Source organism: Carnimonas nigrificans ATCC BAA-78, assembly GCF_000526695.1.
GTDB lineage: Bacteria > Pseudomonadota > Gammaproteobacteria > Pseudomonadales > Halomonadaceae > Carnimonas > Carnimonas nigrificans.
Window position 1 is genome coordinate 149429 of the sequence record NZ_JAGO01000010.1, and the last position, 25293, is coordinate 174721.

22 protein-coding genes and 2 tRNA genes are annotated in these 25293 nt (G+C 56.2%); 15 read left to right on the plus strand and 9 right to left on the minus strand.

All coding sequences use genetic code 11. The features are described 5' to 3' along the window. Positions 1 to 5: 5 nt before the first annotated feature. Genes prmC through hemA form a run of 3 tightly spaced genes read right to left on the minus strand, consistent with a single transcriptional unit; the run spans position 6 to position 3313 of the window. Entirely contained in the window at positions 6 to 911 is a 906-nt protein-coding gene (gene prmC / locus L881_RS0101925; protein ID WP_342664091.1) for a peptide chain release factor N(5)-glutamine methyltransferase, read from the minus strand. Continuing rightward, positions 868 to 1953, minus strand: coding sequence for a peptide chain release factor 1 (prfA, locus tag L881_RS0101930; protein WP_025732037.1), 1086 nt, complete (start codon positions 1951 to 1953; stop codon positions 868 to 870). The genes prmC and prfA overlap by 44 nt, the downstream gene beginning before the upstream one ends. A 10-nt stretch (positions 1954 to 1963) precedes the next feature. Then, positions 1964 to 3313: a glutamyl-tRNA reductase gene (gene hemA, locus L881_RS0101935; RefSeq protein ID WP_025732038.1), complete on the minus strand. Its 1350-nt coding sequence runs from the start codon at positions 3311 to 3313 to the stop codon at positions 1964 to 1966. A gap of 650 nt (positions 3314 to 3963) precedes the next feature. Between hemA and lolB the strand changes: the two genes are divergently transcribed. The 8 genes from lolB to L881_RS0101975 all read left to right on the plus strand — a co-directional run bounded on the left by lolB (position 3964) and on the right by L881_RS0101975 (position 12601). Further along, complete coding sequence (lolB, locus tag L881_RS0101940; protein ID WP_025732039.1) at positions 3964 to 4611, plus strand: lipoprotein insertase outer membrane protein LolB; 648 nt, start codon at positions 3964 to 3966, stop codon at positions 4609 to 4611. Positions 4612 to 4813: 202 nt separating this feature from the next. Next, a tRNA-Gln gene (locus L881_RS0101945) sits at positions 4814 to 4888 on the plus strand. Positions 4889 to 5030: 142 nt separating this feature from the next. Further along, positions 5031 to 5972: a ribose-phosphate pyrophosphokinase gene (locus L881_RS0101950; protein WP_025732040.1), complete on the plus strand. Its 942-nt coding sequence runs from the start codon at positions 5031 to 5033 to the stop codon at positions 5970 to 5972. A gap of 173 nt (positions 5973 to 6145) precedes the next feature. Next, positions 6146 to 6802 (plus strand): 50S ribosomal protein L25/general stress protein Ctc, encoded by a 657-nt coding sequence (locus L881_RS0101955; RefSeq protein WP_025732041.1) that lies wholly within the window; start codon positions 6146 to 6148, stop codon positions 6800 to 6802. 292 nt (positions 6803 to 7094) lie between these two features. Beyond that, positions 7095 to 7685, plus strand: coding sequence for an aminoacyl-tRNA hydrolase (gene pth, locus L881_RS0101960; RefSeq protein WP_025732042.1), 591 nt, complete (start codon positions 7095 to 7097; stop codon positions 7683 to 7685). A 107-nt stretch (positions 7686 to 7792) separates the two neighbouring features. Then, a complete protein-coding gene (gene ychF, locus L881_RS0101965; RefSeq protein WP_025732043.1) occupies positions 7793 to 8887 on the plus strand; it encodes a redox-regulated ATPase YchF in 1095 nt (364 codons plus the stop codon). Between the two features lie 400 nt (positions 8888 to 9287). After that, positions 9288 to 10640 carry an inorganic phosphate transporter gene (locus L881_RS0101970; protein WP_025732044.1) on the plus strand — a complete coding sequence of 451 codons (1353 nt, stop codon included), beginning with the start codon at positions 9288 to 9290 and terminating at the stop codon, positions 10638 to 10640. Between the two features lie 362 nt (positions 10641 to 11002). Then, complete coding sequence (locus L881_RS0101975; protein WP_025732045.1) at positions 11003 to 12601, plus strand: inorganic phosphate transporter; 1599 nt, start codon at positions 11003 to 11005, stop codon at positions 12599 to 12601. A 200-nt stretch (positions 12602 to 12801) separates the two neighbouring features. On the opposite strand, the gene L881_RS0101980 is transcribed toward L881_RS0101975, so the two are convergent. After that, a complete protein-coding gene (locus L881_RS0101980) occupies positions 12802 to 13377 on the minus strand; it encodes a DedA family protein (RefSeq protein WP_025732046.1) in 576 nt (191 codons plus the stop codon). Between the two features lie 134 nt (positions 13378 to 13511). Here L881_RS0101980 and L881_RS0101985 point away from each other — a divergent pair. Then, positions 13512 to 13588, plus strand: a tRNA-Met gene (locus L881_RS0101985). 287 nt (positions 13589 to 13875) lie between these two features. Here the strand turns inward: L881_RS0101985 and L881_RS0101990 are convergent. Continuing rightward, on the minus strand, positions 13876 to 15171 hold the full coding sequence (locus L881_RS0101990; RefSeq protein ID WP_025732048.1) for a M18 family aminopeptidase: 1296 nt from the start codon (positions 15169 to 15171) through the stop codon (positions 13876 to 13878). 499 nt (positions 15172 to 15670) lie between these two features. Here L881_RS0101990 and L881_RS0101995 point away from each other — a divergent pair, with 499 nt between their 5' ends. After that, a complete protein-coding gene (locus L881_RS0101995) occupies positions 15671 to 17755 on the plus strand; it encodes a carboxy terminal-processing peptidase (RefSeq protein ID WP_025732049.1) in 2085 nt (694 codons plus the stop codon). 392 nt (positions 17756 to 18147) lie between these two features. On the opposite strand, the gene L881_RS0102000 is transcribed toward L881_RS0101995, so the two are convergent. After that, positions 18148 to 18357, minus strand: coding sequence for a hypothetical protein (locus tag L881_RS0102000; RefSeq protein WP_025732050.1), 210 nt, complete (start codon positions 18355 to 18357; stop codon positions 18148 to 18150). Positions 18358 to 18813: 456 nt separating this feature from the next. Here L881_RS0102000 and L881_RS0102005 point away from each other — a divergent pair, with 456 nt between their 5' ends. The 4 genes from L881_RS0102005 (at position 18814) to L881_RS0102020 (ending at position 21829) form a co-directional block, all read left to right on the plus strand. Further along, positions 18814 to 19476 carry a nucleoside/nucleotide kinase family protein gene (locus tag L881_RS0102005; protein ID WP_025732051.1) on the plus strand — a complete coding sequence of 221 codons (663 nt, stop codon included), beginning with the start codon at positions 18814 to 18816 and terminating at the stop codon, positions 19474 to 19476. Between the two features lie 183 nt (positions 19477 to 19659). Continuing rightward, on the plus strand, positions 19660 to 19911 hold the full coding sequence (locus tag L881_RS0102010) for a GlsB/YeaQ/YmgE family stress response membrane protein (RefSeq protein ID WP_025732052.1): 252 nt from the start codon (positions 19660 to 19662) through the stop codon (positions 19909 to 19911). Between the two features lie 499 nt (positions 19912 to 20410). Then, complete coding sequence (locus tag L881_RS0102015; protein ID WP_025732053.1) at positions 20411 to 20791, plus strand: histone-like nucleoid-structuring protein, MvaT/MvaU family; 381 nt, start codon at positions 20411 to 20413, stop codon at positions 20789 to 20791. 381 nt (positions 20792 to 21172) lie between these two features. Next, positions 21173 to 21829 (plus strand): OmpW/AlkL family protein, encoded by a 657-nt coding sequence (locus L881_RS0102020; protein ID WP_025732054.1) that lies wholly within the window; start codon positions 21173 to 21175, stop codon positions 21827 to 21829. 142 nt (positions 21830 to 21971) lie between these two features. Here the strand turns inward: L881_RS0102020 and L881_RS0102025 are convergent, their stop codons facing one another. Beyond that, positions 21972 to 22322: a YqcC family protein gene (locus L881_RS0102025; RefSeq protein ID WP_025732055.1), complete on the minus strand. Its 351-nt coding sequence runs from the start codon at positions 22320 to 22322 to the stop codon at positions 21972 to 21974. Between the two features lie 341 nt (positions 22323 to 22663). Here L881_RS0102025 and L881_RS0102030 point away from each other — a divergent pair, with 341 nt between their 5' ends. Then, positions 22664 to 23671, plus strand: a complete 1008-nt coding sequence (locus L881_RS0102030) for a DUF3549 family protein (RefSeq protein WP_025732057.1) — start codon at positions 22664 to 22666, stop codon at positions 23669 to 23671. 85 nt (positions 23672 to 23756) lie between these two features. Here L881_RS0102030 and L881_RS0102035 read toward each other — a convergent pair whose 3' ends face one another. Together L881_RS0102035 and sufT are read right to left on the minus strand one after the other, a co-directional pair. Next, entirely contained in the window at positions 23757 to 24443 is a 687-nt protein-coding gene (locus L881_RS0102035; protein ID WP_025732058.1) for a SanA/YdcF family protein, read from the minus strand. Between the two features lie 282 nt (positions 24444 to 24725). After that, the gene (sufT, locus tag L881_RS0102040; protein WP_025732059.1) at positions 24726 to 25292 is read right to left on the minus strand and encodes a putative Fe-S cluster assembly protein SufT; all 567 of its coding nucleotides are present in this window, start codon (positions 25290 to 25292) and stop codon (positions 24726 to 24728) included. Position 25293 lies beyond the last annotated feature (1 nt).

Genomic DNA, 25293 nt, shown 5'->3' on the forward strand with positions numbered 1-25293 from the left:
GCTGATTAGGCAGCATCCGTGGCAACGGCGCACTGCCCGAAGGTTACGCGCTCATGGCCGCCAAGATCACGAGCGCTGGCGATCTGGGAGAAGCCGTGCTGCTCCATCAAATGGCGCACGGCAGCCGCCTGATCGTAACCATGCTCCAGTAGCAACCAACCCTGAGAAGCGAGATAGCGCGGGCTGGCAGCGATAATTTCGCGGATATCGTCCAGGCCATCACTACCGGCAACCAGTGCCGAACGCGGCTCAAAGCGCACGTCGCCCTGATCCAGATGGCGGTCATGTTCGGCAATATAGGGAGGGTTCGACATGATCAGCGCAAACGAATGGGGGGCCAATTCATGGTGATCAAACCAGCGGCTGTGTAACCAGCGTGTATTGCCAAGCCCCAGCCGCTCCGCATTACGCTGTGCCAGGGTGACGGCATCCGGCACCCGATCACAGCCTGTGACCTGCCAGTCGGGGCACTGGCTGGCAAAGGCCAGTGCAATTGCGCCGCTGCCAGTACCCAGATCGAGGGCGCGACCAGAAGCGCTGCCCGCCAACGCGAGCGCCTGCTCAACCAATAGCTCAGTGTCGGGACGCGGAATCAGGGTAGCGCGGCTCACTTCGAGCTGTAGCCCGAAGAACTCGCGAAATCCCAGCAGATAAGCCACTGGCTCACCCGCAGCGCGCCGTTCAACCCATTCGTCAAAACGCGCGGCCAGCGTACTTTCCAGCTCGGTATCACCAAAGCCATATAGCCAGGCCCGCGACTTGCCACTCAGTGCAAGCAGCAATACTTCTGCATCGAGGGCAGCGGTCGAAGAAGTGGCCGCTAAACGTTCACGCGCCTTTTTAAGCGCCTGGTCAAACGTCATCACGTCAATCGCTTTGCAGCGCCGCCAACTGGTCGGCCTGATGCTCATGAATCAGCGGCTCAATCACGCTCTCAAGATCGCCTTCCAGAATATCGCTGAGCTTATAGAGCGTCAGATTGATACGGTGGTCGGTCAGCCGCCCCTGCGGGAAATTGTAGGTACGAATACGTTCGGAGCGATCCCCCGAACCTACCAGCGAGCGCCGGGTTTCGGACTGCTGCTGATTGTGTGCCGCAACGGCTTCCTGCTTCAGACGCGAAGCCAGCAGCGACATCGCCTTGGCCTTGTTCTTGTGCTGCGAACGCTCGTCCTGACACTCCACTACGGTGCCGGTCGGCAGGTGGGTGATACGGATCGCAGAGTCGGTGGTGTTGACGTGCTGACCACCGGCACCGCTGGAACGGAAGGTATCAATACGCAAATCGTTGGTATTGATCTCAACATCGGTCACCGCATCGACTTCAGGCATCACCGCCACCGTACAGGCAGAAGTATGTACGCGCCCCTGGGACTCAGTGGCCGGTACGCGCTGGACGCGATGAGCACCTGATTCGAACTTGAGCCTGCCGTACACGCCACTGCCTTCAAGTCGTGCAATGACTTCCTTGAAACCGCCCTGCTCGCCATGACTGGCACTCAGCAGTTCAACACGCCAATGGCGTTGCTCGGCATAGCGCGAATACATCCGGAAGAGATCACCGGCGAAGAGCGCCGCTTCATCGCCGCCAGTACCGGCACGCACCTCAAGGAACACGCCACGCTCGTCGTCGGGGTCCTTGGGAATCAGCAGCTTCTTGATCTCGCCGTCGAGCGCTTCGATACGCGGTTCAAGCTCTTCAAGCTCTTCGGCGGCCATCGCGCGCATGTCAGGATCTTCATCGCTGGACATGGCGTGCGCCGCATCACGTTCGTCTTCCAGACCACGATAACGCTGCCAGGCCGCTACAAGCGGCTCCAGCTCAGCGTATTCACGGGAATAGTCGCGGAATCTGGTTTGATTACTGATGGTTTCAGGGTCGGACAGCAGCGCTGCGAGTTCTTCAAATCTATCCACGGCACCGTCGAGGCGCTCGCGTATGGATGGCTTCATATAAGGGCCTTTAGTGCACCTGCCGGGACTCGGACGCCGGGGCGCTGTCGCTGGCGGGTGTTTCTGGCTGATGGGGGCGGTTATTGTGCTGAGTCTCGCTCTCGCCATCAAGCAGCAGTGCTGTTGCAGCCTCAACAATATCCTGACGATTTTCGCCAGACGCCTTGCGCAGCCGGGCGGTCGTACCGTGCAGCAGTTTATTGGTCAATTGATTCGATAGACGCCGTATCACTTCGTGCGGATCTTCGCCGCGCTCAAGCTGGGCGATGGCATGGGCTTCAGCCGCCTGACGCAACCCTTCGGCCTGGCGACGATGACGGCGAATCAGCTCGCCGACGCCACGCTCACGGCGCTTGCGCCGCCACTCATCGACACGGGCGTCGATAATGGTATCGGCTTCTGCGGCGGCGGCCTCACGCCCACGCCGGCTCTCTTCAATGATTTCGTTGAGATCATCAACGCTGTAGAGAAAGATATCGTCCAGATCACCCACTTCCGGCTCGATATCACGGGGCACCGCAATATCCACCATAAAGATGGGGCGGTGACGACGCACCCGCAGCGCACTCTCGACAGCGCCCTTGCCCAGTACCGGCAGCGGGCTGGCAGTGGAGCTGATAACGACATCGGCGCAGCTAAGCGCCTGCGGCACCTCTTCAAGACCGATCGCGACACCGCCCACCTCCGCCGCAAGCGTCTCGGCGCGCGACTTGGTGCGGTTGGCAATGATAATGCCCTGAATACCCGCTTCCTTCAGATGGCGCGCCACCAGCTCAATGGTCTCCCCTGCGCCAATCAGCAGGGCGCGCGAGCGTGCCAGGTTATCGAAGATACGCCCTGCCAGACTGACGGCGGCATAGGCCACGGAGACAGGGTTTTCACCGATGCCTGTATCGGTGCGCACCTGTTTGGCCGTGGCGAAGGCAAACTGGAAGAGCGCGTCCAGGGTACTGCCGAGCGCCGCGAAGCGCTGCGCCGACTGGTAGCCACTTTTGACCTGCCCCAGAATTTGCGGCTCTCCCAAAACCATGGAGTCAAGCCCGCAAGAGACGCGCATCAGGTGACGAGCTGCCTGCTCGGCGCTGAATTGGTAAATGCTGTCAGCAAGGGATTGCACAGCGATATTGTGGTAACCGGCCCACCACTCGATAATCTGTGCGACTGCTGCTTCATTGACCGATTCAGCGCCAAGGTAAAGCTCGGTGCGGTTACAGGTCGAGACAATCACTGCTTCATCAACACCCGCGAGGGTAATGAGATCAGCATAAGCCTGCTCAAGCTGTTCGGGAGAAAACGACACCGCCTCGCGCATATCGAGGGAAGCGGTACGGTGATTAATGCCTAACGTAAGAAGCGTCATAAGCCATCTTTTCATGCATCAGGTTGCCACTCCTTTACATAAAACAACGCCTACCCACATGGGAGTATTTAAAGGCGATATCCAGAAAAGGAAGAGCAACATGGGCGAAAGCGCGGGAATCCGCACTACCGGCAGATGCGCTAAAGGATAACACATTTGTCGGCCTGGCTCCCATCGTCATAGCGCAATAGAGGCGCTCACTCTCGTGGCAGAACCTGATATTTCATCCAAAGCCCCCTCACCATGCGGGCTACAGCTCCAAACAAGACGATGATAAGGGTTATTTATTGCGATGATAGCGGGCTGTCGGCTGTGGGTGGCTAATTTGCCAATGAAGACTTCCCGATGCGCGAGCAACGCACTGACTGGCGCTAGTCCTACTATTATTGGCATGGCCGTTTTGCCAACTCGGCGCACTTGGCGCTGGTAGCCACGCGAACACCACTTCCATAACGCCGGGGTGTTCAAGCCTTCTATAAAAGGAAGGGAAAGAAAAGGAGAGCACCACCCTTTTATTCGCTGGCTCACAATGAAGCAATACATGAAGAAGATCGTGCGCCCGTCATCTCACCCGTGCACGTTTACAGCAGTCCTTTATAATGAATGGCTTGAATAATGGACATTACGCTTTGCAAAGGAGCTGCGTTGCAATGAATCACTTGCGTGTAGTGATCGCTTTTATAGCGGCACTTGTTATTTCAGGATGTGCGGTATCCCCTCCTTCTCCTTCAGTGGACAGGGAAAAAGGCGACTGGGAACATCAGCAGCAGCGCCTGGAGGCGCTCAATGAATGGCAGCTGAGCGGCAAGATCGGGCTGCGCTCCCCCCGCCAGAATCGCAGCGCCAACCTCGACTGGACCCAGCAGGCAGCCGACTACACCATTATGGTGTCTGGCCCGTTTGGCGTAGGGCGCAATACCCTCCAAGGCCATCCCGGTGACGTGACGCTAAGAAATGGCGAAGGCACCTTTAGCGCCGCCACGCCCGAGCAGTTGATGGAACAGCAGCTTGGCTGGTCACTGCCCGTCTCATCGCTGGATCGCTGGGTACGTGGCCTCGCTGCCAACGGCTCTCAGGGCACATTCAGCTATGATGATGACGGTTTCCCCGCCACGCTTGAGCAGGATGGCTGGACCATCAACTACCTGCAATGGAGCTATGCGAACGGCTATTGGCTTCCCGGGCGTCTACGTTTGACCTATGGCGACATTCAGGTCACCTTCGTGATTACACGCTGGCAGCCACAGCCGCAGCAAAACGGTGCGGCCCAGAGCGCGCAGACAGTCCCTTCAAATTGACAGCGCACCCCGCGTTGACTACCATGGCGCGCGCTGCAGTCGGGGTTTTCGGGTAGCGGCATACGAATCAGGCAATCAATTGCTTGACCTGCCAACCTTAAACCCGTAAGATGCGCGCCGTGCTCAGGTAATCACCTGACACACCCGCCGCTCTCGCTGCTGCTCGTTTCGGTCGAGCTGAAACAAAGTGAGACAGTGTTGCTGGGGTATAGCCAAGTGGTAAGGCACCGGTTTCTGGTACCGGCATTCACAGGTTCGAATCCTGTTACCCCAGCCATTTCTTTATAGTGTTCAAAGCCTGATTTTCTTCTGCATGGCTTTACGCTGATTCCCTCGACCATCGAATCCCTAGATACTTTACGTAACTGTGGCATTGCTACATTTACCCATTATACCCAGCATCCAAAGGTGGCTGCGCCGTGTCCAAATTGATGGTCTTCGCCGGGAACGCTCATCCCGAACTGGCCCATAAAGTCGCCGAGGCGCTCGATAATCGTCTCGGTCACGCTACTGTCGGCCAATTCAGCGATGGCGAAATTAATGTCGAGATCAATGAGAACGTGCGAGGCAAGGACGTTTTCATCCTGCAATCCACCTGTGAGCCGACCAACGATAACCTGATGGAGCTGATCCTGATGGTAGACGCATTGCGTCGCGCGTCGGCCACCCGTATCACTGCGGTAGTCCCCTACTTCGGCTATGCCCGTCAGGATCGCCGCGTACGTTCAGCGCGCGTGCCGATTTCCGCCAAGGTAGTGGCCGACATGATGGTCAAGGCCGGCGTTGACCGCGTAATGACCATGGACCTGCACGCTGATCAGATTCAGGGCTTTTTCGATGTACCGGTCGATAACGTCTACGGTTCACCGATTCTGCTCGACGATATCGAGCGCCAGAACTACGACGACGTGATTGTAGTCTCCCCCGATATCGGTGGTGTCGTTCGTGCTCGCGCCGTAGCCAAGCAGCTCGATGTTGAACTGGCAATCATCGACAAGCGCCGCCCGCGCGCCAACTTCGCTCAGGTCATGCACATTATCGGTGAAGTGAAGGGGCGTACCTGCATCCTGGTCGATGACATGGTCGATACCGCCGGCACCTTGTGCAAGGCCGCCGAAGCGCTCAAGAAACAGGGCGCGCGACGGGTACTCGCCTATGCCACGCATCCGATCCTGTCTGGCCCGGCGGTGGACAATATCAACGAATCAGTGCTCGACGAACTGGTAATAACTGATACCATACCGCTCGCCGAACACGCGCAACGCTCTGGCAAGATTCGTCAGTTGACCGTTGCAGGGCTGATTGCGGAGGCTATTCGCCGCGTCAGCAACGAAGAATCCGTCAGCGCAATGTTCCACTAAGCGGGCGTTCACGCCTCGCTTTATCATTACGCTGCGGTATGCAGAGCGAACGCAGCCTTCAGGCGAGCGTTCGCTACTTTCTGCGAAACGGGCGCGTTCTGGTCGCGGATCGCCCCCGAGTCATTTCGCATTACTTACTTGAGCATCGTGAAGATGCGCATAAAGGATAAATCATGAAGCACGACTATACTCTTACTGCTGTTGTGCGCACGGATCTGGGGAAAGGTGCGAGCCGCCGCCTGCGCCGTGCGAACGAACGTGTTGCTGCCATCGTTTACGGCGGTAACGCTGAGCCGCTGCCGATCGCTATCGACAAGACAGCGCTCTACAAGGCTATCGAAGAAGACAGCTTTTACTCTTCCGTGATCAACATCAATGTTGAAGGTGGCAAGCCCGAACAGGTTATCGTTCGTGACCTGCAGCGCCACCCTTACAAGCCGTTGATCAACCACGCTGACTTCCAGCGCATCAACGCCAACGAAGAGATCACTCTTAACGTCCAGCTGCACTTCAACAATGCTGAAGAAGCCAAGGGCGTCAAGGAAGATGGCGGTGTTCTTAACGTGCTGCACAACGAAGTTGAAATCAGCGCGCTGCCGAAAAACCTGCCTGAGTACCTCGAACTCGACGTAGCTGAGCTGGCGCTGGGCGAAACCCTTCACCTGTCTGACATCAAGACTCCCGAAGGCGTTACCCTTACTGCTCTGGCACATGCCGAAGAAGGCGACGAAGAAGCTAACCTGGCAGTCGTTACCGTTGCTCATCCTGCTGAAGAGCCGGAAGAAGACGACGAAGCTGCTGCAGAAGGCGAAGAAAAACCCGAAGAATAATTCGGCGCTTTCTTTGATCAACACCCCGCGTGCCTATGGTGCGTGGGGTGTTGTTATTATGGTCATGCAGTTTTCCTTCCCTTGATTGGATGCATGACTGCTACGCAGCAGCTCTCATCCCATGAATGGGCATTTGGCCGCGAGAATCGCCTTAAAATAGTCCACTACTCGCTGTAAACTGCGCGGTGCAACCAAGTTCCCCAGTAGAAGCCAGCGCTCTGATTGTCCCGCGCGACAGTATTGTGCAGCTTCCCGGAATCTTCCCAGCCCAACTCCGTGACAGGTAATTGCCATGCCCCTATCTCCCGTCAAGGCCGTGATCGGTCTCGCCAATCCCGGTAACGAATACGCCGAGACCCGCCACAACGCAGGGGCCTGGTTTGTTGAACTGCTGGCACGGCGGGCAGGCGCCACCCTGCGCCCGGAACGCAAGTTCAACGGTGACTACGCCAAAATCAACGTGGACGGACAGGATGTTCACCTATTGATTCCCTCTACCTACATGAACCACAGCGGCAAGGCCGTCGCGCCTCTCGTACAGTTCTTCAAACTGTCCCCCGATGCGCTGCTCGTCGCCCATGATGAGCTGGATATCGCCCCCGGTACGGCACGCTTCAAATTCAGCGGCGGTCACGGTGGACACAATGGCCTGCGTGATATCATCGCTGCACTGGGCAATAGCCGTGACTTCCATCGCCTGCGCGTCGGCATCGGTCATCCCGGCGAAGCATCGAAAGTGGTGAATTACGTACTGGGCCGCCCCGGCAAGGGTGAACGGATTGCCATCGACCATGCGATTGACGCTGCCGCCGACGAGCTTCCCCTGGCGCTGAGCGGCGATTGGGAACGCGCCATGCAGCGTTTGCATTCACAAACCTTCTGAGTCTCAGGCAAGGGGCGCGTTTCCTCACTTCCCCTCACCTCGTGTAGAATGCCCCCAACCGAGTCATGACTCTTTTTTTGCTAACCCTTATATTTCCAGGATGATCCATGGGCTTTAACTGCGGCATTGTCGGACTGCCCAACGTCGGCAAGTCCACGCTATTCAACGCGCTGACCAAATCCGGTATTGATGCTGAAAACTTCCCGTTTTGCACCATTGAACCCAACACCGGCATTGTAGCGATGCCCGACCCGCGCCTTGATGCGCTGGCGAAGATCGTTTCACCGCAGCGCACTGTGCCGACTACCATGGAGTTCGTCGATATTGCAGGGCTGGTTGCGGGCGCTTCAAAGGGTGAAGGTCTGGGCAACCAGTTTCTTGCCAACATTCGTGAAACCGACGCCATCGCCCACGTAGTGCGCTGTTTCGATGATGACAACGTGATTCACGTTGCCAACAAGGTCGATCCGCGCGGCGATATCGAAACCATCAATATCGAACTTGCGCTGGCCGACCTTGATAGCGTAGAGCGCGGCATCCAGCGCCTGGCGCGTATCGTCAAGAGCGGCGACAAGGAAGCCATTGCCATCAAGGCCATTCTTGAAAAAATCCAGCCGCACCTCGCGGAAGGTCAGCCGCTGCGCTCCTTCCCGCTTGACGACGATGACCGTGCGCTGCTCAAGGGCTACAACTTTCTGACCCTGAAGCCGACCATGTACATCGCGAACGTCGATGAAACCGGCTTCGAGAACAATCCCTACCTCGATATCGTCAATGAGATTGCCGCAGAAGAAGGCGCTGGCGTGGTTGCCGTATGCAACAAGCTGGAAGCCGAAATCGCTGAGCTTGATGATGGCGAAGAAAAAGAGATGTTCCTGGCAGAAATGGGCATGAGCGAGCCTGGCCTTGATCGCGTGATTCGCGCCGGTTATCAGCTGCTGGGGCTGGAAACCTACTTTACCGCAGGGGTTCAGGAAGTTCGCGCTTGGACAGTGCGCATCGGCTCTACCGCGCCCCAGGCGGCTGGCGTTATTCATACCGATTTTGAAAAAGGCTTCATTCGCGCCGAAGTGATTGGCTATAACGACTTCATCGAATACAACGGTGAGCAGGGCGCCAAGGACGCTGGCAAGTGGCGCCTCGAAGGTAAAAGCTACATCGTTCAGGATGGCGATGTGGTGCACTTCCGGTTCAATGTATAAGCAGCGCTATCGTCACTGCTGATAACCTTGACAAAGCCCCCTGACTCCTGGGGGCTGGCTCGCCGGGCCATAAGCTGAGGGTGTAGCATTGTTGGCCGTTGCCCATGAATGGCCCTATGCCCCAGTCTGTCTTCTGAAAAAGCGCCACTGGCGCTTTTTTTGCTCCCTATTCTCCCTGACTGCGCCCGTCTTGCGCCCCCTCTTCTCTTACTGGCGTTACCCGCCCAGCGCTCCCTTTTCCCTCTTTCTCTGCCCAGCCGTTGCTCATCCACGCCTTCCATCACTCGCCGACAGCAATCAAAACATGCTCTGACATCTTAAGTGTCACTAAAGGGTCACACCCATTCCTTACCCTTGCCGCATCGTCTAACCCTGTCTGCAATTAGAGGCCGTTCTTCCGATGAATCCATCGACAGGCAACGAATATAGCTTGCCCACCACTTCCAGCCCGCTGAATGTCCCCGCATCGGCAAATCGCTGGTTCATTCCCTTGTTTGCGCTGGTAGTCGTCGGCGGTCTTTTCTATATCTTTCACGCGCTGGCGCTGGATCTTGAGAGCGCCAGAGCCGTTCCGTGGCTAATGCTTGGGCTGGCACTCCTGATTGCGCTGGGCTTCGAGTTCGTGAACGGTTTCCACGATACCGCCAACGCAGTCGCTACCGTCATCTATACGCGCGCGCTGCCCGCTCATGCTGCCGTCCTATGGTCGGGGTTGTTCAACTTCCTGGGCGTACTGGCCTCATCCGGTGCTGTCGCTTATGGAATCGTGGCGCTGCTGCCGGTCGAGCTGATTATGCAGGTGGGATCATCGGCGGGGCTGGCGATGGTCTTCTCGCTGTTGCTGGCGGCCATTCTCTGGAACATTGGCACCTGGTACTTTGGCCTGCCGAATTCCAGCTCACACACCCTGATCGGCTCGATCATGGGCGTCGGGCTTGCCAACCAGTTCCTCGCTCCTGCGGGCGCAGCAGCCAGCGGCGTTGACTGGAGCCAAGCCTACAAGATTGGCCTTGCCCTGCTGGTATCGCCGCTGATCGGTTTTATTGGCGCCGCCGTGCTGCTGGTGCTGATGAAAACCGTGATACGCAGCAAGGATCTGATGAAGTCACCGGAAGGCAACACGCCGCCGCCTACCATGATTCGTGGACTGCTGATTCTGACCTGTACCGGCGTCAGCTTTGCCCACGGCTCCAACGACGGTCAGAAGGGCATGGGCCTCATCATGCTGATTCTGATCGGACTGGTGCCTACTGCCTTCGCGCTTAACCGTACCCCTGATGCTGAATACATGGACGCTTTCAGAAGTGCTTCTACGCAGTTTGAGCAGACCCTCGACCGCTATGCTGGCAACGCAGCACCGGCTGACAACGTGCGTGAAGAAGTGGTGCGTGCAATTGAGACCCATCAGTGGACGCAGAGCACTACCGCTTCGCTGGCGCAGTTTATCGGCAATACGCGCACCGAAGTAGAACACTTTGATTCGCTGGCACAGGTTCCCAATACGCTGGTGACCAACCTGCGTAACGATATTTATCTGTCAGGACAGGCGGCAGCGCTGCTCCCGCAGCAGTCCGGCCTGGCCCTCAGCGAGGGCGATCAGCAGGTGCTCAAGAATTTCGAGGGGCAGGTCAACACCGGTTCGGGCCTACAATGGTCAACCATTCGTAACATGCTTATGGCGTGGGTGCTGACCCTTCCTGCTTCTATTGCCATCGCCTTTGTGCTTTACGTTGCCATGCGCGCCATGTTCTAGCCTTTCACTTCCATAAATCCCCAAAATCCGCGACCTTGAACAAAACACCCCGAAGGCTGGACACTCTCCAGCCTTCGGGGTGTTTTCATGGGAAGCATGACCCAAATTCACACGACCGGCTTCTCACGGGCAAGGCCGCCTGATGAAGCAATCACAATGGCTCGTTCGCTGCACAAAATATTACAATTCCTTTACCTGTTTATGACACTCGCCGCATAATACTGCCGCCGGATTCGCTGGACAGACTCCTGCGGTCGTTGGCGCGTAACAGCTACGGCGTCATCTCACTGTCACAATTTTGTCATGTGAAGGTAATAGTCTTGCCCCGGCACTCCCCTTCCTAAGCGTGAACGAGAAATTTTATGTCCATGCCTGAAACTGGCAAACACGACACCCCCACCACATCAGGGCAACTTTCCAACCGTTCCAACCGATGGGTCATGCCGGTCTTTCTATTGGTGTTGCTGGCCGGATTCTCCTATGTCTTCTATTCGCTGGGCATCAGCCTGGAAGGCGTCTCCGCAGTTCCCTGGATACTCTTGACCGCAGCGCTGCTGCTGGCCTTTACATTTGAATTCGCCAACGGCTTTCATGACACCGCCAACGCAGTCGCCACCGTTATCTACACGCGCTCAATGGCGCCGCAGGTCGCGGTACTCTGGTCAGGACTTTTCAACTTTGCCGGTGCTCTCATGGCATCGGGGGCAGTGGCCTACGGCATTATCGCGCTGCTCCCCGTTGAGCTGATTACCCAGGCCGGTTCCTCTACCGGTCTGGCGATGGTGTTTGCGCTGCTGCTCAGCGCGATTGGCTGGAATCTGGGCACCTGGGCGATGGGTATCCCCAACTCCAGCTCGCATACCCTGATTGGCTCCATTTTAGGCGTTGGCCTTGCCAACCGCTTTCTCGAATCCAGCGCGTCGATTGCCAGTGGCATTGATTGGGGACAGGCAGAGAAGATAGGGCTGACGCTACTGATTTCACCGCTGGTCGGCTTTATTGGCGCAGCAGTGCTACTGCTCGTCATGAAAAAGCTGGTACGCAGCAAAACCCTGAACGAACGCGCCTCCGAAGATTCAAAACCACCGCTGTGGATTCGCTCGCTTTTGATTCTCACCTGTACCGGCGTCAGCTTTGCCCACGGCTCCAACGACGGTCAGAAGGGAATGGGACTCATCATGCTGATTCTGGTGGGGCTGGTGCCAACGGCCTTCGCCTTGAACCAGAGCGGTAACGCTACCCAGATGACCAGCTTCCGCACCGCCACCGCCCAGTTGGAGCAGATGCTTGAGCAGCACGCACCGTCACTGCCTGAAGAAGTTGATCACACCGAAGAAGTGACCGAGGCGATCAAGCAGCACCGCCTCACGCCGCTGACACCCGCCGCGCTGGCCGAGTACCTCAGCGCTATCAGAGCAGATACCGCGGATTACCACTCATTTGCTGATGTCCCGAGCGATGACGTTAACCAGCTACGCAACAATATCTATATCACGGGGCAAGCACTGCAACTGATCGAAGAGAGTTCGCAGGTGCGGCTCAGTGACAGCGATCTTCAGGTGGCCGAGCAATACCATCAGGCAGTCAAGGCCGCCACTGAATATATCCCGCTATGGGTGAAGGTCGCCGTAGCCCTCGCGCTTGGTCTGGGCACCATGATCGGCTGGAAGCGCGTCGTGGTGACCGTGGGTGAGAAGATCGGCCGCAGCGGTCTTGATTACGGTCAAGGGATCGCGGCCCAGGCGGTGACCATGGGCACCATTCTGTTTGCCGACAAGCTGGGCATGCCTGCTTCGACCACTCATGTGCTCTCCTCCGGTGTTGCCGGCACCATGGCTGCCGAAGGATCTGGGCTACAGTGGGGCACCATTCGCAACATGATCCTGGCATGGGTACTCACCTTGCCAGCAACGATGATTCTCTCGTTCGTGCTCTTCATCGCGCTGGGAAAACTGTTCTAACGCCGTCGTGATGGCAAAAGGCGACGCCACTGGCATCGCCCCTGATGAACCCACCCTGCCTGGTGGGTTCATTTATTTCCCACTCCTTTTTCCTGCGCCTCTGCGCTTATACCTCTGAACGCTGACGGCGCATCTCTCACACAGCCATAACGCCGCACCGCTGATATCTTTCCTACCTGCCTACCGTGCTGATTATCTCTCTATTTATTGTCGTGGGAGGCGCGATGACGACGCTTCAACCACCACCTTACCAGCAGCGCGATCACAATCAGCAGTGGAATCAGCCACAGCAAATGTCGCTCAATATTGCCCAGATAGCGGGTAAATACTGACCCGAACAGATAGCCGCCGCCCACCAGCAGGGTCGCCCAGACAATAGCGCCAAGCAGATTGAACAGAATGAAAGTATTCACTCTGACGTGGCTGGCACCAATGACTACCGGCCCAATGAGACGCAATCCATAAAGAAACCTGACGCCAAAAATCGCAAGATACTGATGGCGCTGAATCGTTGCCTGCATACGCTTGATATGCGCGGTCTTGTCACTGCCAAAGCGGTTAATCACCTTCACCCCATAATGCCGCCCCACCAAAAACAGCAGAATATCGCCCAGCGCACCGCCGGCTGCTGCTGCGAGAATGGCAAAGGGAAGGTGCATCCACTGTCGGTGTGCGGCGATCCCGCCGAGGATCGTGACGGTTTCGCCTTCCAGCATGCTGCCAAGAAACAGCGCAAGATAGCCGTAATGATGAATAATATCCGCAATATCGGGCATGGTAGCGTCACATCAGCCAAAGCAATGAATGGAGAGAGGCTGAGCTTAAAGCAATATAAGAGGATGCACATGGATTTTTTAATCGCATCTGTTGACCTTTCCCTGCTGCATCAGTAAGATGCGCTCCCAGTAAAGGCTACGTAGCTCAGCTGGTTAGAGCACATCACTCATAATGATGGGGTCCCCTGTTCAAATCAGGGCGTAGCCACCAAATTCAAAACGCCCTGCGCACTCTCCAATGCGCAGGGCGTTTTTTATTGCCATATAAAAGGCAACATGTCGCACAACCGCCCGCCGCCTTCTTCGGAAAACGCCATGGACGGCGGCACCGCCCATGCAATCCTCTAGCAATCTCTCCTTAGAATTCGTTCAACGCCTCGCTAGCTAACGCTATGCAAGGCAAAACAGGCGAGAACGCGGAATTTACGTGGTGCAAGAGCAGCCCGTGCCGGTTTTTAACCCAGTAAAGCCGGCACGCCGCAGACTTCGAGCAGGCTCTTACAGCCGACTGTTACAAAATGCCGTCAGTGCTTTGATCAGATAGGCAGGATCAGCGCTGCCCGCTGTTTCACGAATGGAGTGCATCGCCCACTGCGCCAATCCGATATCCAGCGTAGGAATACCCAGCTGGGTCGCGGTAATCGGCCCGATGGTGCTGCCGCAGCCCATGTCGGCGCGAGTCACGAAGGTTTGTACCGGCACGTCGTGCTCGGCGCACAGCGAGCGGAACAGCGCCGCAGTAGCGCTGCTGGTGGCATAACGCTGGTTGGCGTTCACCTTGATAACGGGGCCACCGTTCAGGCGAGGGCCATGACCCGCGTCATGCTTATCGGCAAAGTTGGGGTGCAAGGCGTGCGCGTTATCGCAGGAGATCAGGCTAGAGCGCTGAATCAGGCGCACACGCCCTTGCTCGCCGCCTTCCCCCACACTCTCGTTAAGCCGTGCCAGCACATCCGCCAGGAAAGTCCCCTGCGCACCGCTGATGCTGGCGCTGCCCACTTCCTCATGGTCGTTGGCGACCAGCATGGCCCCTTCCGAGCCATCCGCGTCGAGCAGTGCTTCCAGACCGCAAAAGCACGACAGCAGGTTATCCAGCCGCGCACTGGCGTAAAGCTCGCCCTCAAGCCCGATCTGCGCGGGGGGCTGGCAATCATAAAGCCCAAGCTCGAAATCGAGAATTTCACCGTCAACCGCGCCATACTGCGCCTCGATGAGCCGACGGATCAGCGCATCGCTGCTCTCCCCCGCGCCCGATTCGATGGAAGCCAGCACGGCATTCATATCGGTCTGGGCGTTCAGGGCACGCCCGCGATTGGCTTCACGATCCATATGAATCGCCAGATTGGGAATAATGGCCACCGGGCGCGCAGAATCCACCAGCAGCGAACCTATCTCGCCATTACGACGAAGCTGCACCCGCCCCGCCAGGCCCAGATCACGATCGAACCACGGCGACAGCAGCGCCCCGCCGTAGACCTCGACACTTAACTGCCGCCAATCTCGGGAAGCAATCAGCGGATGGGGCTTGAGGCGCAACTGGGGCGAATCGGTATGAGCCCCGATCAAACGCAGCGATGTCAGGGGCTTTTGCGGCAGCCGGAAGGCGATCAGCGCACCGTCACCGCGAATGGCGAAGTAGCTTCCTCCTGCTTCCAGGGACCACTCTTCGGTTTCATCAAGTGCCTGAAATCCCTTTTCCTTCAACCGGTTAACCATATTTTCCACGGCGTGCCATGGCGTCGGCGACGCTTTCAAAAAGGCAAACAGGCGTTGCAACAGGGCTGACTCAGGCATAAAGCATCCTTTTCAATATGGTAGAAAACGTTAAGACACGATGATAAAAGGCAGGGGAGATTTCACATCGCCCCCTATATGGGGTGAAAATCACCATATAGTCATTAGGCAACAGTCGTTTACGGGCAGCAATAATCGACTATCCTGACAGGACAGTACCTGCTTTTGTCCCACTACTGCTACACTGGGATTCTACCTTAACGGCGCAATACGGTGAGCTTGTACGCAAGACCAAAACATTGAGGGCTATAACTGTCTGGCTATCGACCAGACAGACCCTTGCCATGCTGCCAGGAGTGATCCCCCCGGCAGCTGGGTCAGGCGCGCCATGCAGTCGTATTCATGGCAGCGCTGCCTGCTACACTAAACAAACTGATAATGCCGTTACCAGCGCCTGGCGTTGTTGTTAATCAGATACGGCGTAATTTGACCAACGTCATCTATTCACTACGCTGAATATCGCTCTAGCGTGTGTATTCGAATCGGGAGTCTGTCTTTGATGAGGCCGCTAATTGTTACCACCCGCACACTGGCCTTCACTGTCTGTGCGACCATTGCGATGCCCTCTCTGGCAGCGATCACACCCAGCGGTGATGATGCGCAGGCATCCCGTGAAGTCACCCAGTCGATTCGTATCGGCCATTACGAAACCGTCAATTTTGATCGGGCGTGGTCGAACAAGGCATTCGACCGGTTGCTCGACATGCTCGATCCACAGCATCTTTATCTGCTGAAATCGGACATTGATGAATTCAGCACCTTGCGTACCTCCTTCGGTGATGATGTTACCAAGGGGAACCTGACGCGCTCCTATGCGTTCTACATCCGCTTTCAGGAGCGTCTGGAACATCGGCTTGAATGGCTGATTGATACCCTCAAGAAGACCGATCAGTTCGACTTCTCCAGCGATCAGACCCTCTCTCTCGACAAGGAAGTCTCCGACTGGCAGCAGGATAACCAGACACTGGATGCGGTGTGGCAGAAGCGTCTCACCAACGCCGCACTAGTGCAGCAGGTCACCGAACCCAAGACCAGCCAGCACGAGATTCGTGACCGTTTGGTGAAGCGCTATCAGGAGCAGCTCAAGCGCATTCGTCAAACCAAGTCCGAAGATGTGCTCAACCTGATTATGGGGGCTGAAACCAGCTCGGTCGATCCGCATACCGAATACATGTCGCCGGACGAAAGCGAATCCTTCGACATCATGATGCGTTTGTCGCTGGAAGGCATTGGCGCCACCCTTCAGGCACAGGATGAATACGTCAAGGTGGCCCAGCTGGTGCCGGGCGGCCCCGCTGATCGTAGCGGCAAGCTGCACACGGCTGACAAGATCATCGCAGTGGGCCAGGGTGAAAAGGGCGAGATGAAAAGCGTCGTCGGCATGCGCCTTGATGACGTGGTGAAGCTGATTCGCGGCAAAAAAGGCTCGGTGGTACGGCTTCAGTACATTCCTGCCCGCGCTGTCGATGCGACCCAGACCCGCACCGTGACCATCGTTCGCGACAAGGTAAAACTGGAAGATCAGGCGGCCAAAAGCAAGGTGGTCGAAGTGAAGCGCGGTGATCGTACCCAGCGCATCGGCGTTATTACCGTGCCTGCTTTCTACCTCGACTTCGCCGCCTATCAATCGGGTGACAACAACTACCGTAGCTCTACCCGCGATGTCGCCAATCTGATCGACAAGCTTAAAAAGCAGCACATTGATGGCCTGATTCTCGATTTGCGCGGCAATGGCGGCGGTGCCCTGCAAGAAGCCAACTCGATGGTGGGCCTCTTTGTTGACCGTGGCCCCACCGTGCAGGTGCGTGATGCAGAAGGACGTATCAATCTGTTCGGCGACACCTCCCCCGGCCAGGCGTGGTATGGGCCAATGGCTGTGATGGTTAACCGTCTCTCAGCATCCGCCTCTGAGATTTTTGCCGGTGCCATTCAGGATTATGGCCGGGGCCTGGTACTGGGAACGCGCACCTTCGGCAAGGGCACGGTGCAAACGCTGACCGATCTTAGCCAGGGCGAAATGCGGATGACGCGCGCCAAGTTCTACCGCATTTCTGGAGAAAGTACCCAGGAGCGCGGCGTTGAACCGGACATCAGCTATCCGAGCGTCTATGACGAGAAGGATATCGGTGAGAGCGCCCTGCCCAACGCCCTGCCCTGGGACACGGTCCGTGCGGTGGAGTACTTCAGCTATGGAGACCCTGCCAAGAGCGTGCCTCAGCTTCTGGAGCGCCACAGGCAGCGTATCAATCAGGAACCGAACTTCCGCTTCCTGACCCAGGAGGCCAAACTGCTCGCCGATCTTCGCAAGGAGAACACGACGGTCAGCCTGAATCTTGATAAACGCCGCGCCGAGCGCAAAGCGCAGGACGAAGAGCAGCTCAAGCTCGAAAACGAGCGCCGCAAGGCACTCAACCTTGAACTGCTGAAAAGCTGGGCAGACAGTGACGACGAGGATGACTCTCTCTCCAGCGAGAAGGATTCACCGCTGTCACAGGCTGAAACCCAGGAGAGTGCGGAGATATTGGCCGACTATGCCGACCTGCTGAATGAAGAAACAAATAGCAGCGCCACTACAAGCCATTAACGCCCTTGCCACGGCGAAGTAGCCAGACATTACTTCGCCATGGGCAGACATAAAAAAGAGAAGCCACTGACCGGCTTCTCTTTTTTCGTTGATATACACGTTTCTTCGCTGCCAGCAAGAAAGCTGAGTAAACGGATTAATAGACGCGCCCTGATACCGTACAGACAAAAGCCGACAGTCACAGATAACCGATGTCAGGGTGCGACATTATTACGCAGGTAAAAATGCACAGGCGAGGCTAATCAATAGCAAATAGCGCCCGCTGAATGCTTCAAGGGCACCCGGCAAAGATAAACATGGGGCAAGTTCGGCACTGGAGAGTTAGCCAGCAAACTAAATACGATACCGCCGAGACTATGTCACTGCCGATACTGGCACTATTACTGGAACTATTACGCTATTTCGACAGCATTGCGCTCTTGCATCGACAGCGCAATTTCAACCACATCCAGTGCAGAAATATCATATTCCGCTACCAGATCATTTAAACGAGTCGCAAACTTTTGATCGCGAGAGGAGGAGTCGATACCACGCAGCATCTCTCCCAACTGGGCTTCCAGCGCCCACTTTTCCTTAATTGACAAGCCACTGTCGCGAGCCATGACATTCCTTCCAGAGAAGTAACAACCTACCAATATGGGGCACGGTAACGTGCCATTATGAACGTTATGTGCACATTATAACTGGATTGAGCATTAATAACGCGGCGTAAACCGTTTCCTTTAAGCCTTCCACAACGAATCGTTCGACAGTATACCGATACGCCCTTTTGTTATATTAAGGCGTTATTCGACACTCATACTGTACAGCTCTCGGCAGAACCGAACACGGCCAATTCGAGCAGGAAAGCACCGGCGCAGCGCATGAACCTTGCATTATGGCTTAAGATTAATCAAGCGACATACTGCCCATGGTAGGAGAGAAATTTCAGTACCTGCGGCGGCGGAGCGTCAATACTACCATAGGAGCCGCGAATCCGTATAGATCGCCACGGGAGCTAACGTCCCCCTCCCGATAGTGATACAGTGCCGATCTTTTCAACCCTGTGCGAGTAGCTCATGTCTATTTACACCCCCTCTTCACTATTTCCTGGCGAACTCCTGGATACCTTGATCCATAAAATCGAACAGTGCCGCGTGCCGGGCAAACGCAGTGTCATTGGCATAGTCGGAGCACCGGGGGCGGGCAAATCCACGCTGGTAGAGGCATTGCTTGGCCGCCTCAAGGTCAAAACCGCCGTGCTGCCCATGGACGGTTTCCATTTGGCAAACTGCCAGCTGGAACGCCTGGGCCGGGCCGAACGCAAAGGCGCCCCCGATACCTTCGATGCAGAGGGCTATGTAGCGCTGCTCGCGCGCTTGCGGCCAGCCTATACACGCCACTGCATCTATGCGCCTACCTTTGAGCGGCGTATCGAAGAGCCGATTGCCGGCGCCATCGCCATTGAAGAAGATGTTGAACTCATTATTACCGAAGGCAACTATCTATTATTGGATTCCCATGGCTGGGAGGGAGCTGCCGCACAACTCGACGAATGCTGGTATCTGGAAATAGATGATACCCAACGCCGCGAACAGCTTATCGCCCGCCATCAGCACTTTGGCCGCTCCCGTGAAGAGGCGATAGCCTGGGCCGAACATACCGATGAACCCAATGCGCGTCTGATTGCCTCATGCAAGGCAAGAGCCGACTACATCGTGTGCACCACTCCAAATAAATAGCGTACAATGGGCACGCACCGCATGGCGCTGCTTTTCATCGCAGGAAGGTGGTGGAAGAGGCGCCATGCTGCCGCTACGTGAACTATCTTCACGGCAGTGACATGAGAAATGTACTAGTATGATGCCCGAGGGGGCGGTTCAGGCCCTTCCCTCATCCAAGATCACTATGCAAGGAAAGCAGCCATGAATATTATTTTCTGGATTATCTTCGGACTTATCGCTGGTATTATCGCCAAATGGATCATGCCCGGCAAAGATGGCGGTGGTTTTATCATGACCATCATTCTCGGCATCGTCGGTGCTGTAGTAGGTGGTTTCCTCGCCCGCTTGCTCGGCCTCGGTGGGGGTGTTAGCGGCTTCAACCTCCCAAGCTTCGTGGTTGCTGTCGTAGGTGCCATTATCGTACTTTGGATCTACCGCAGGGTGGCCAAATAACGTTAGCAGGCAACGTTTGTCTTGAAGGCCCCGCTTGGCGGGGTCTTTTGTTTTATAAATGCCCCTAATACGTTATATCTATCATTCACTATCCATGTTCGAATCATTGTCAACATAATGCTATCCCTTCAAGCCGTGTAACTTGCCTGATAACAGTGCTTACTTTAGCGACGACTTGAGTTCAAGATATAAGTTCCCTCATCCAATACCCCCTTCATTACAGTGGCCTTTTCCTGCATTGCTCGCCCGAATATTAAGTGATGCTGATAAACCTAAGCCTTTCTTCCCTCACGCGGGTGGACTATAAGCTGTCATGTAAAGCATATCGGCTATCATCTCAAGATATTTTTAAGTAGAAAAACAGCAATGCACCTTCTATCACACCTTCTTATTGCGATCGTCATCAGATAATATTTCCCTCCAATATTAACTTCTGCTAGCATTGCGCCTACATAAAGTTGTGGTATGAAATTAACTGACTCCCAAACAGGTGAAACCAATGGCCGTTCTTAGCGACTATTTGAAAATGGAAAAAGAGCTGGAAGAACTCCAGGCTCGTCTCAAGGCAATGGAATCGAACGACAGCTTCAAAAACGAGCTTGAGTTCAAAAACAAACTGGAAGCCCTGCTTGAGCAGTATGGTAAAAAGGCTTCTGATGTTATTGATATCCTTGATCCGCAGGGTAATCTGAACCGTGGTGCCAAATCCACCAGCAACAGCGGTCAGGGAACTCGTCGCAAGCGTAAACTCAAGGTATACAAGAACCCGCACACTGGTGATGTCATTGAAACCCGTGGCGGCAACCACAAAGAGTTGAAAGCCTGGAAAGAAGAGCACGGCTCCGAAACCGTTGAAGGCTGGCTGGTAGACGAGCAGTAAGCACTGCTCCGACAGCAAGACTTGAAGCGCCAACCCCTGCGGTTGGCGTTTTTTTATGGCACTATGTTCTCATCTGACGCACTGATATAGTCAGCTTATTAAGCGCACCTACCCTGCACGCCTGCGACATGATGTCGCGCCCTGCCCCGCCGCTCATCCCAGTACATAGCGGCTTGCTGCTTCCCTTCCTGATAGCCGGAATAAGACTTTAGCCTAATGCGGCATACTGACACATAGAACAAAAGCCTTACATTTAGTATGGTTATGCCGCCATCAGGGCTTGCAAGTGAACACCTTCCTGATAGCGGGAAAGCCTGCTGAGCACTCCTGAACGGATGCTCCCTGCTATGCGTCAAGGGTAACAATAAACGGAACGACACGATGAAACTAAAAATTATCGGGCTGGCGGTAGCGGCAGTCGCTACTGCGTTTACATCGACCAGCGCCATGGCATACGGTGCCGGTGATTTCTGGGTGCGCGGTGGACTTGCCTTTGTGCGCCCGACCGGGGGACACACTAATCTTAACGGCGCTCTCAGCGGTACTCGCATCGAGAAGGTGCAAAATGACCACGGCTTTGCCTTCACGCTGGGCTACCGCTTCACCGATCAGTTCGGTATGGAGCTGCTGGCCGCACCAGAGAGCTTCAAGCACGACTTCAACGTAAAATCCGGCAGCACCAAGGCAGCTTCGGGCAGCGTGCATGTTCTGCCGCCGACCCTAACGGCCCAATACTATCCGCTTGGAGGCACGCCTTCACAGGTACAGCCCTATGTGGGTGCCGGTCTCGCCTATGCGCGCTACTCCAGCGAACATATCAACAACGGTCTTGATGTCCACATGGGTAATGCCTGGGGCTGGGCGGCACAGGCTGGTGTTGACTATATGCTGACCAGTCATCTGGGCGTGAACGCTGCGGTTTGGTACATCAAATCCGATCCCAATACGCGCGTCTCTCAAAACGGCCAGACGCTTTCGAGCAAACGCATCGACGTGAATCCAGTGGTGGTCATGACCGGCCTCACCTGGCGCTTCTAAACCGTCGCAGCCACAAAAAGTGCCTCGCTTATATCGCGAGGCATTTTTTATCCACAGCATCCGCTACTGTCCTGCTACTTATACACCTTCCTGCAATAGACAGCTTCACCTATCGCTTCGAATGTGCTCCTTCTTCAACAGGCTAGTGTAACGAGGGTGCGCCGGTATTAGTGCCTGAGATAAGGTCATCTATCTCCTGTAGCGTTTGCACCACTGGCATGCGCGCACCTTCACTCAATTGTGGAAGATACACTTGCGCGGCAGGCGCGATACTGCTGGAAACAGGCAACGGCTGACCTTCGCTCAGCATCACCCGCAGGCGCGCAATAAATACATAGCGCAGCCATTGCGGTAGCGACATGGTATCGAGAGAGAACGGCTCACGGCTGGCAAAGGCTTCCGGTGTTGGCACCTCCTCCTTCCAGATACCCGCCGCACGCATTGCCGCTTCAAGCCGCGTCAGCGCTTCACTTAACTCTGTACGTTGAGACATTGAATATCCACACCCTTGAAACTCGGTATATCCCTGGCACCTGAAAGTGCCACCCTATCTGGGGCCGCACTATAGGCAGAGCGCGGGGTGATTTCAATCGACGCTACCCACAGCGCTGCCCGTAGATACACCTGTCACAGAACATTCACAGAATAACTGGATGGAGCTGTGGACAACATTGGGATAGTTCATGCCAGCCTTATCCCCGCAAGGCTTCGCGGCGGGCGTATAAAAACTGATCAATAGCGATGATTGCCTTCCCTACACGCAAACGGCACACTGCTCGCCTGAACAGGTGCTGACACCAGCGAGCCTCCACTACTACTGCCCATTGTTATTCCATGACCGCTTTGCAAACACTGAGTGACTTCTTCGCGCAGGCCCAACTGGATGCCTGCTATTTCACCATGGGACGCCACGTTGCGCCGTTAAGTGCCCAGCATTTTCGCGATTTCGAGGAAGAGAAAATCGCCTGGGAAGTGCCATTTGGCGGCCATGCGCGCTTCGCGGTAGTGCTCAAGGCACCGGAACAGTCACCGCGTGACGCTGCCGTGTGGTGTCTGGCGCTGCCGCTGGATGAACTCGGCAAGCTCGATCCCCAGGCGCGTGATGGGCTGCTCAGGCGGCTGGCCGAACAAGTGGGCGAGCGCCCTTCTGGTGAGGCACTCCAGGACCCGCTCAAGGATAATCCTCTGGCCTTCAAGCCGGATGATTTCGCCCGCGCGGCACTGCACGCCTACGCTGCACGCGCCTTGCAGCTTGAAGAGAAGACAAAAGCCGATGCCGCCCGCCGCTACTACACCCAGCCCACAGCAGGGGACGACTGGCAGCAGCTCGACTACCAAAGCGTCGCGGATATGTGCGCTACCAAGGATGCGCTGCTTGAGCAGAGACTGGCAGCGCAGCTAGCGCTACTGCCCGCCGCACCAGCCACCGCACTGTGCCGGATGCTGGAGCACTTTCCGGTAACCCAGGAAGCGTTACTCAAGGCGCTTGAACAGCGTGCCACCGATGATCCTGAACGTGCCGGTGACTGCTGGCGTGCGATAGTCTCAAGCCACCACCCGGCGGCCGCTGCCATGGTGGAACAGCTATTGAGCAATTCTCCCACGGTAGAGCAGTTGGCCATCATCAGTGCGCGCGGCTGGCACTGGCTGGAGCACGAGCAACGTCTCAACCTTTACCTGATGGCGCTGGCTCAGCAGCCTGACATTGATGTTGCTGCATGCGTGCGCGACATCGCTCAGCTACCGCGCCTGCGGCTGTTGGTGGTTATGGCATTGCGAAATGCGAGGGAAGAGTCACTGCTCAAACGTCGTCTGCGGGCCGACATGAAGGGCGAGAACTAGCAGATATATTCATTATCAGGAAAAAGGAAGGAAGACGGCGACAAGCGCACCACGCTGCCGCTTCGCGTTTCGTTAGTGCGGAGCGCTATTCCTGCCCTGTTAATTTCAGCGGTTCGGGTTCACCAAGGATGCGCGGCTTACGCCCTAGCACATATACATCCAGCACCGTCAGCGCACGCGCCGCCAGCTCGCGGTTGTTGACGTAGGTATCACTCCCCGACTGCTGCCCCCAGGCGGCACAACCATAGGCATTCAACCCTTTGGCACGGGCGATGAAGAGCGCTCGCGGCAAGTGCCAGTCCTGGGTAATCAGCACCACTTTTTGCAGACCGAAAATCCTGTTCGCTCTCACCACGGTATCGAAGGTGCTTAGCCCCGCATAATCGAGCGTCAGCGCACTGCGCGGCACATGGCGGCGCTGCAAATCACGCCACATCGCAATCGGTTCGTTATAGTGAATCGAGCGGTTATCCCCCGACAGCAGAAGATGCGATACCCGTCCGGAGCGGTAAAGCTCGGCAGCAGTATCGAGCCGTGCAGCGTAATAGGGGTTGGGGGAACCGTCACGCATACGGAAGGAAGTGCCAAAGACCACGCCAACATCGGAGACCGGGCACATCGCGCTATCGGTATAGATACGGTCTCTTGTGTCGTACCACACCCACAGGTTGGCAGCAGCGAAGCCAACGCCCGCCAGCAGCGTCAGCGTTAGCCCCGCCACGAGCGTCCATCCGGCTATTTTGGCTGCCATGCGCAGTGGCGCTGATTTCATGAATAGATCACCCGTGCAGCATACCCAGGATGCGAAATGCGAGCGCTAGCATGCACCAAGGGATGGGCCGCGTGCAACGCAGAGCCCTATGCCACACCATGAAGGTACTCAAAAAGTGCGAAGTCATGGAAAGAAAACGCCGCAGCGTCGATGTTAACGACGTGCGGCGAGAGCATTGCGCCAGCCTGTGCCAGCGCCAATGGATAGCTTTCCCTACGATCTTTCTGTCACCCTACAATCTTTCTGTCACCCTACAATCTTTCTGTCACGGTGCCATGACGGTCAGAACATGCCAAGTTCAAGCTTGGCTTCATCACTCATCATGTCGCGCGACCAGGGCGGGTTGAAAACAATCTCGACGTGCACCTTCGATACCTGCTCAGCCCCCAATATCTTGTGCTTGGCGTCGGCGGCAATCACCTCCCCCATACCGCAGCCCGGAGCCGTCAGCGTCATGCGCACGGTGATCATCTTTTCACCGCTGATCAGCGACTCGACGCGCACGCTGTAGACCAGCCCCAGCTCGACGATATTGACCGGAATTTCAGGATCGAAACAGGTGCGCAGACACTCCCAGGCGAACTGCTCCAGTTCAGCGTCACTGGCGCCTTCAGGCAAGGTGGCCGCCGCTATCGGCTCCAGGCCAATGGCATCGAGCTGGGCACCTTCAATCAGATAAAGTCGCCCTTCATAGCCCACGCTTACCGAGTTGCCACGCGCCTGCATCACCTGCACCTCGGCATCTTCCGGCAGCTCAACCACCTTGCCGAACGGCACCGAAATGACATTCACCGCTCGCTGAAGCGGCAGGTTCTGGCCTTTATAAAGACGCTCTTCGACGCTGCTCATA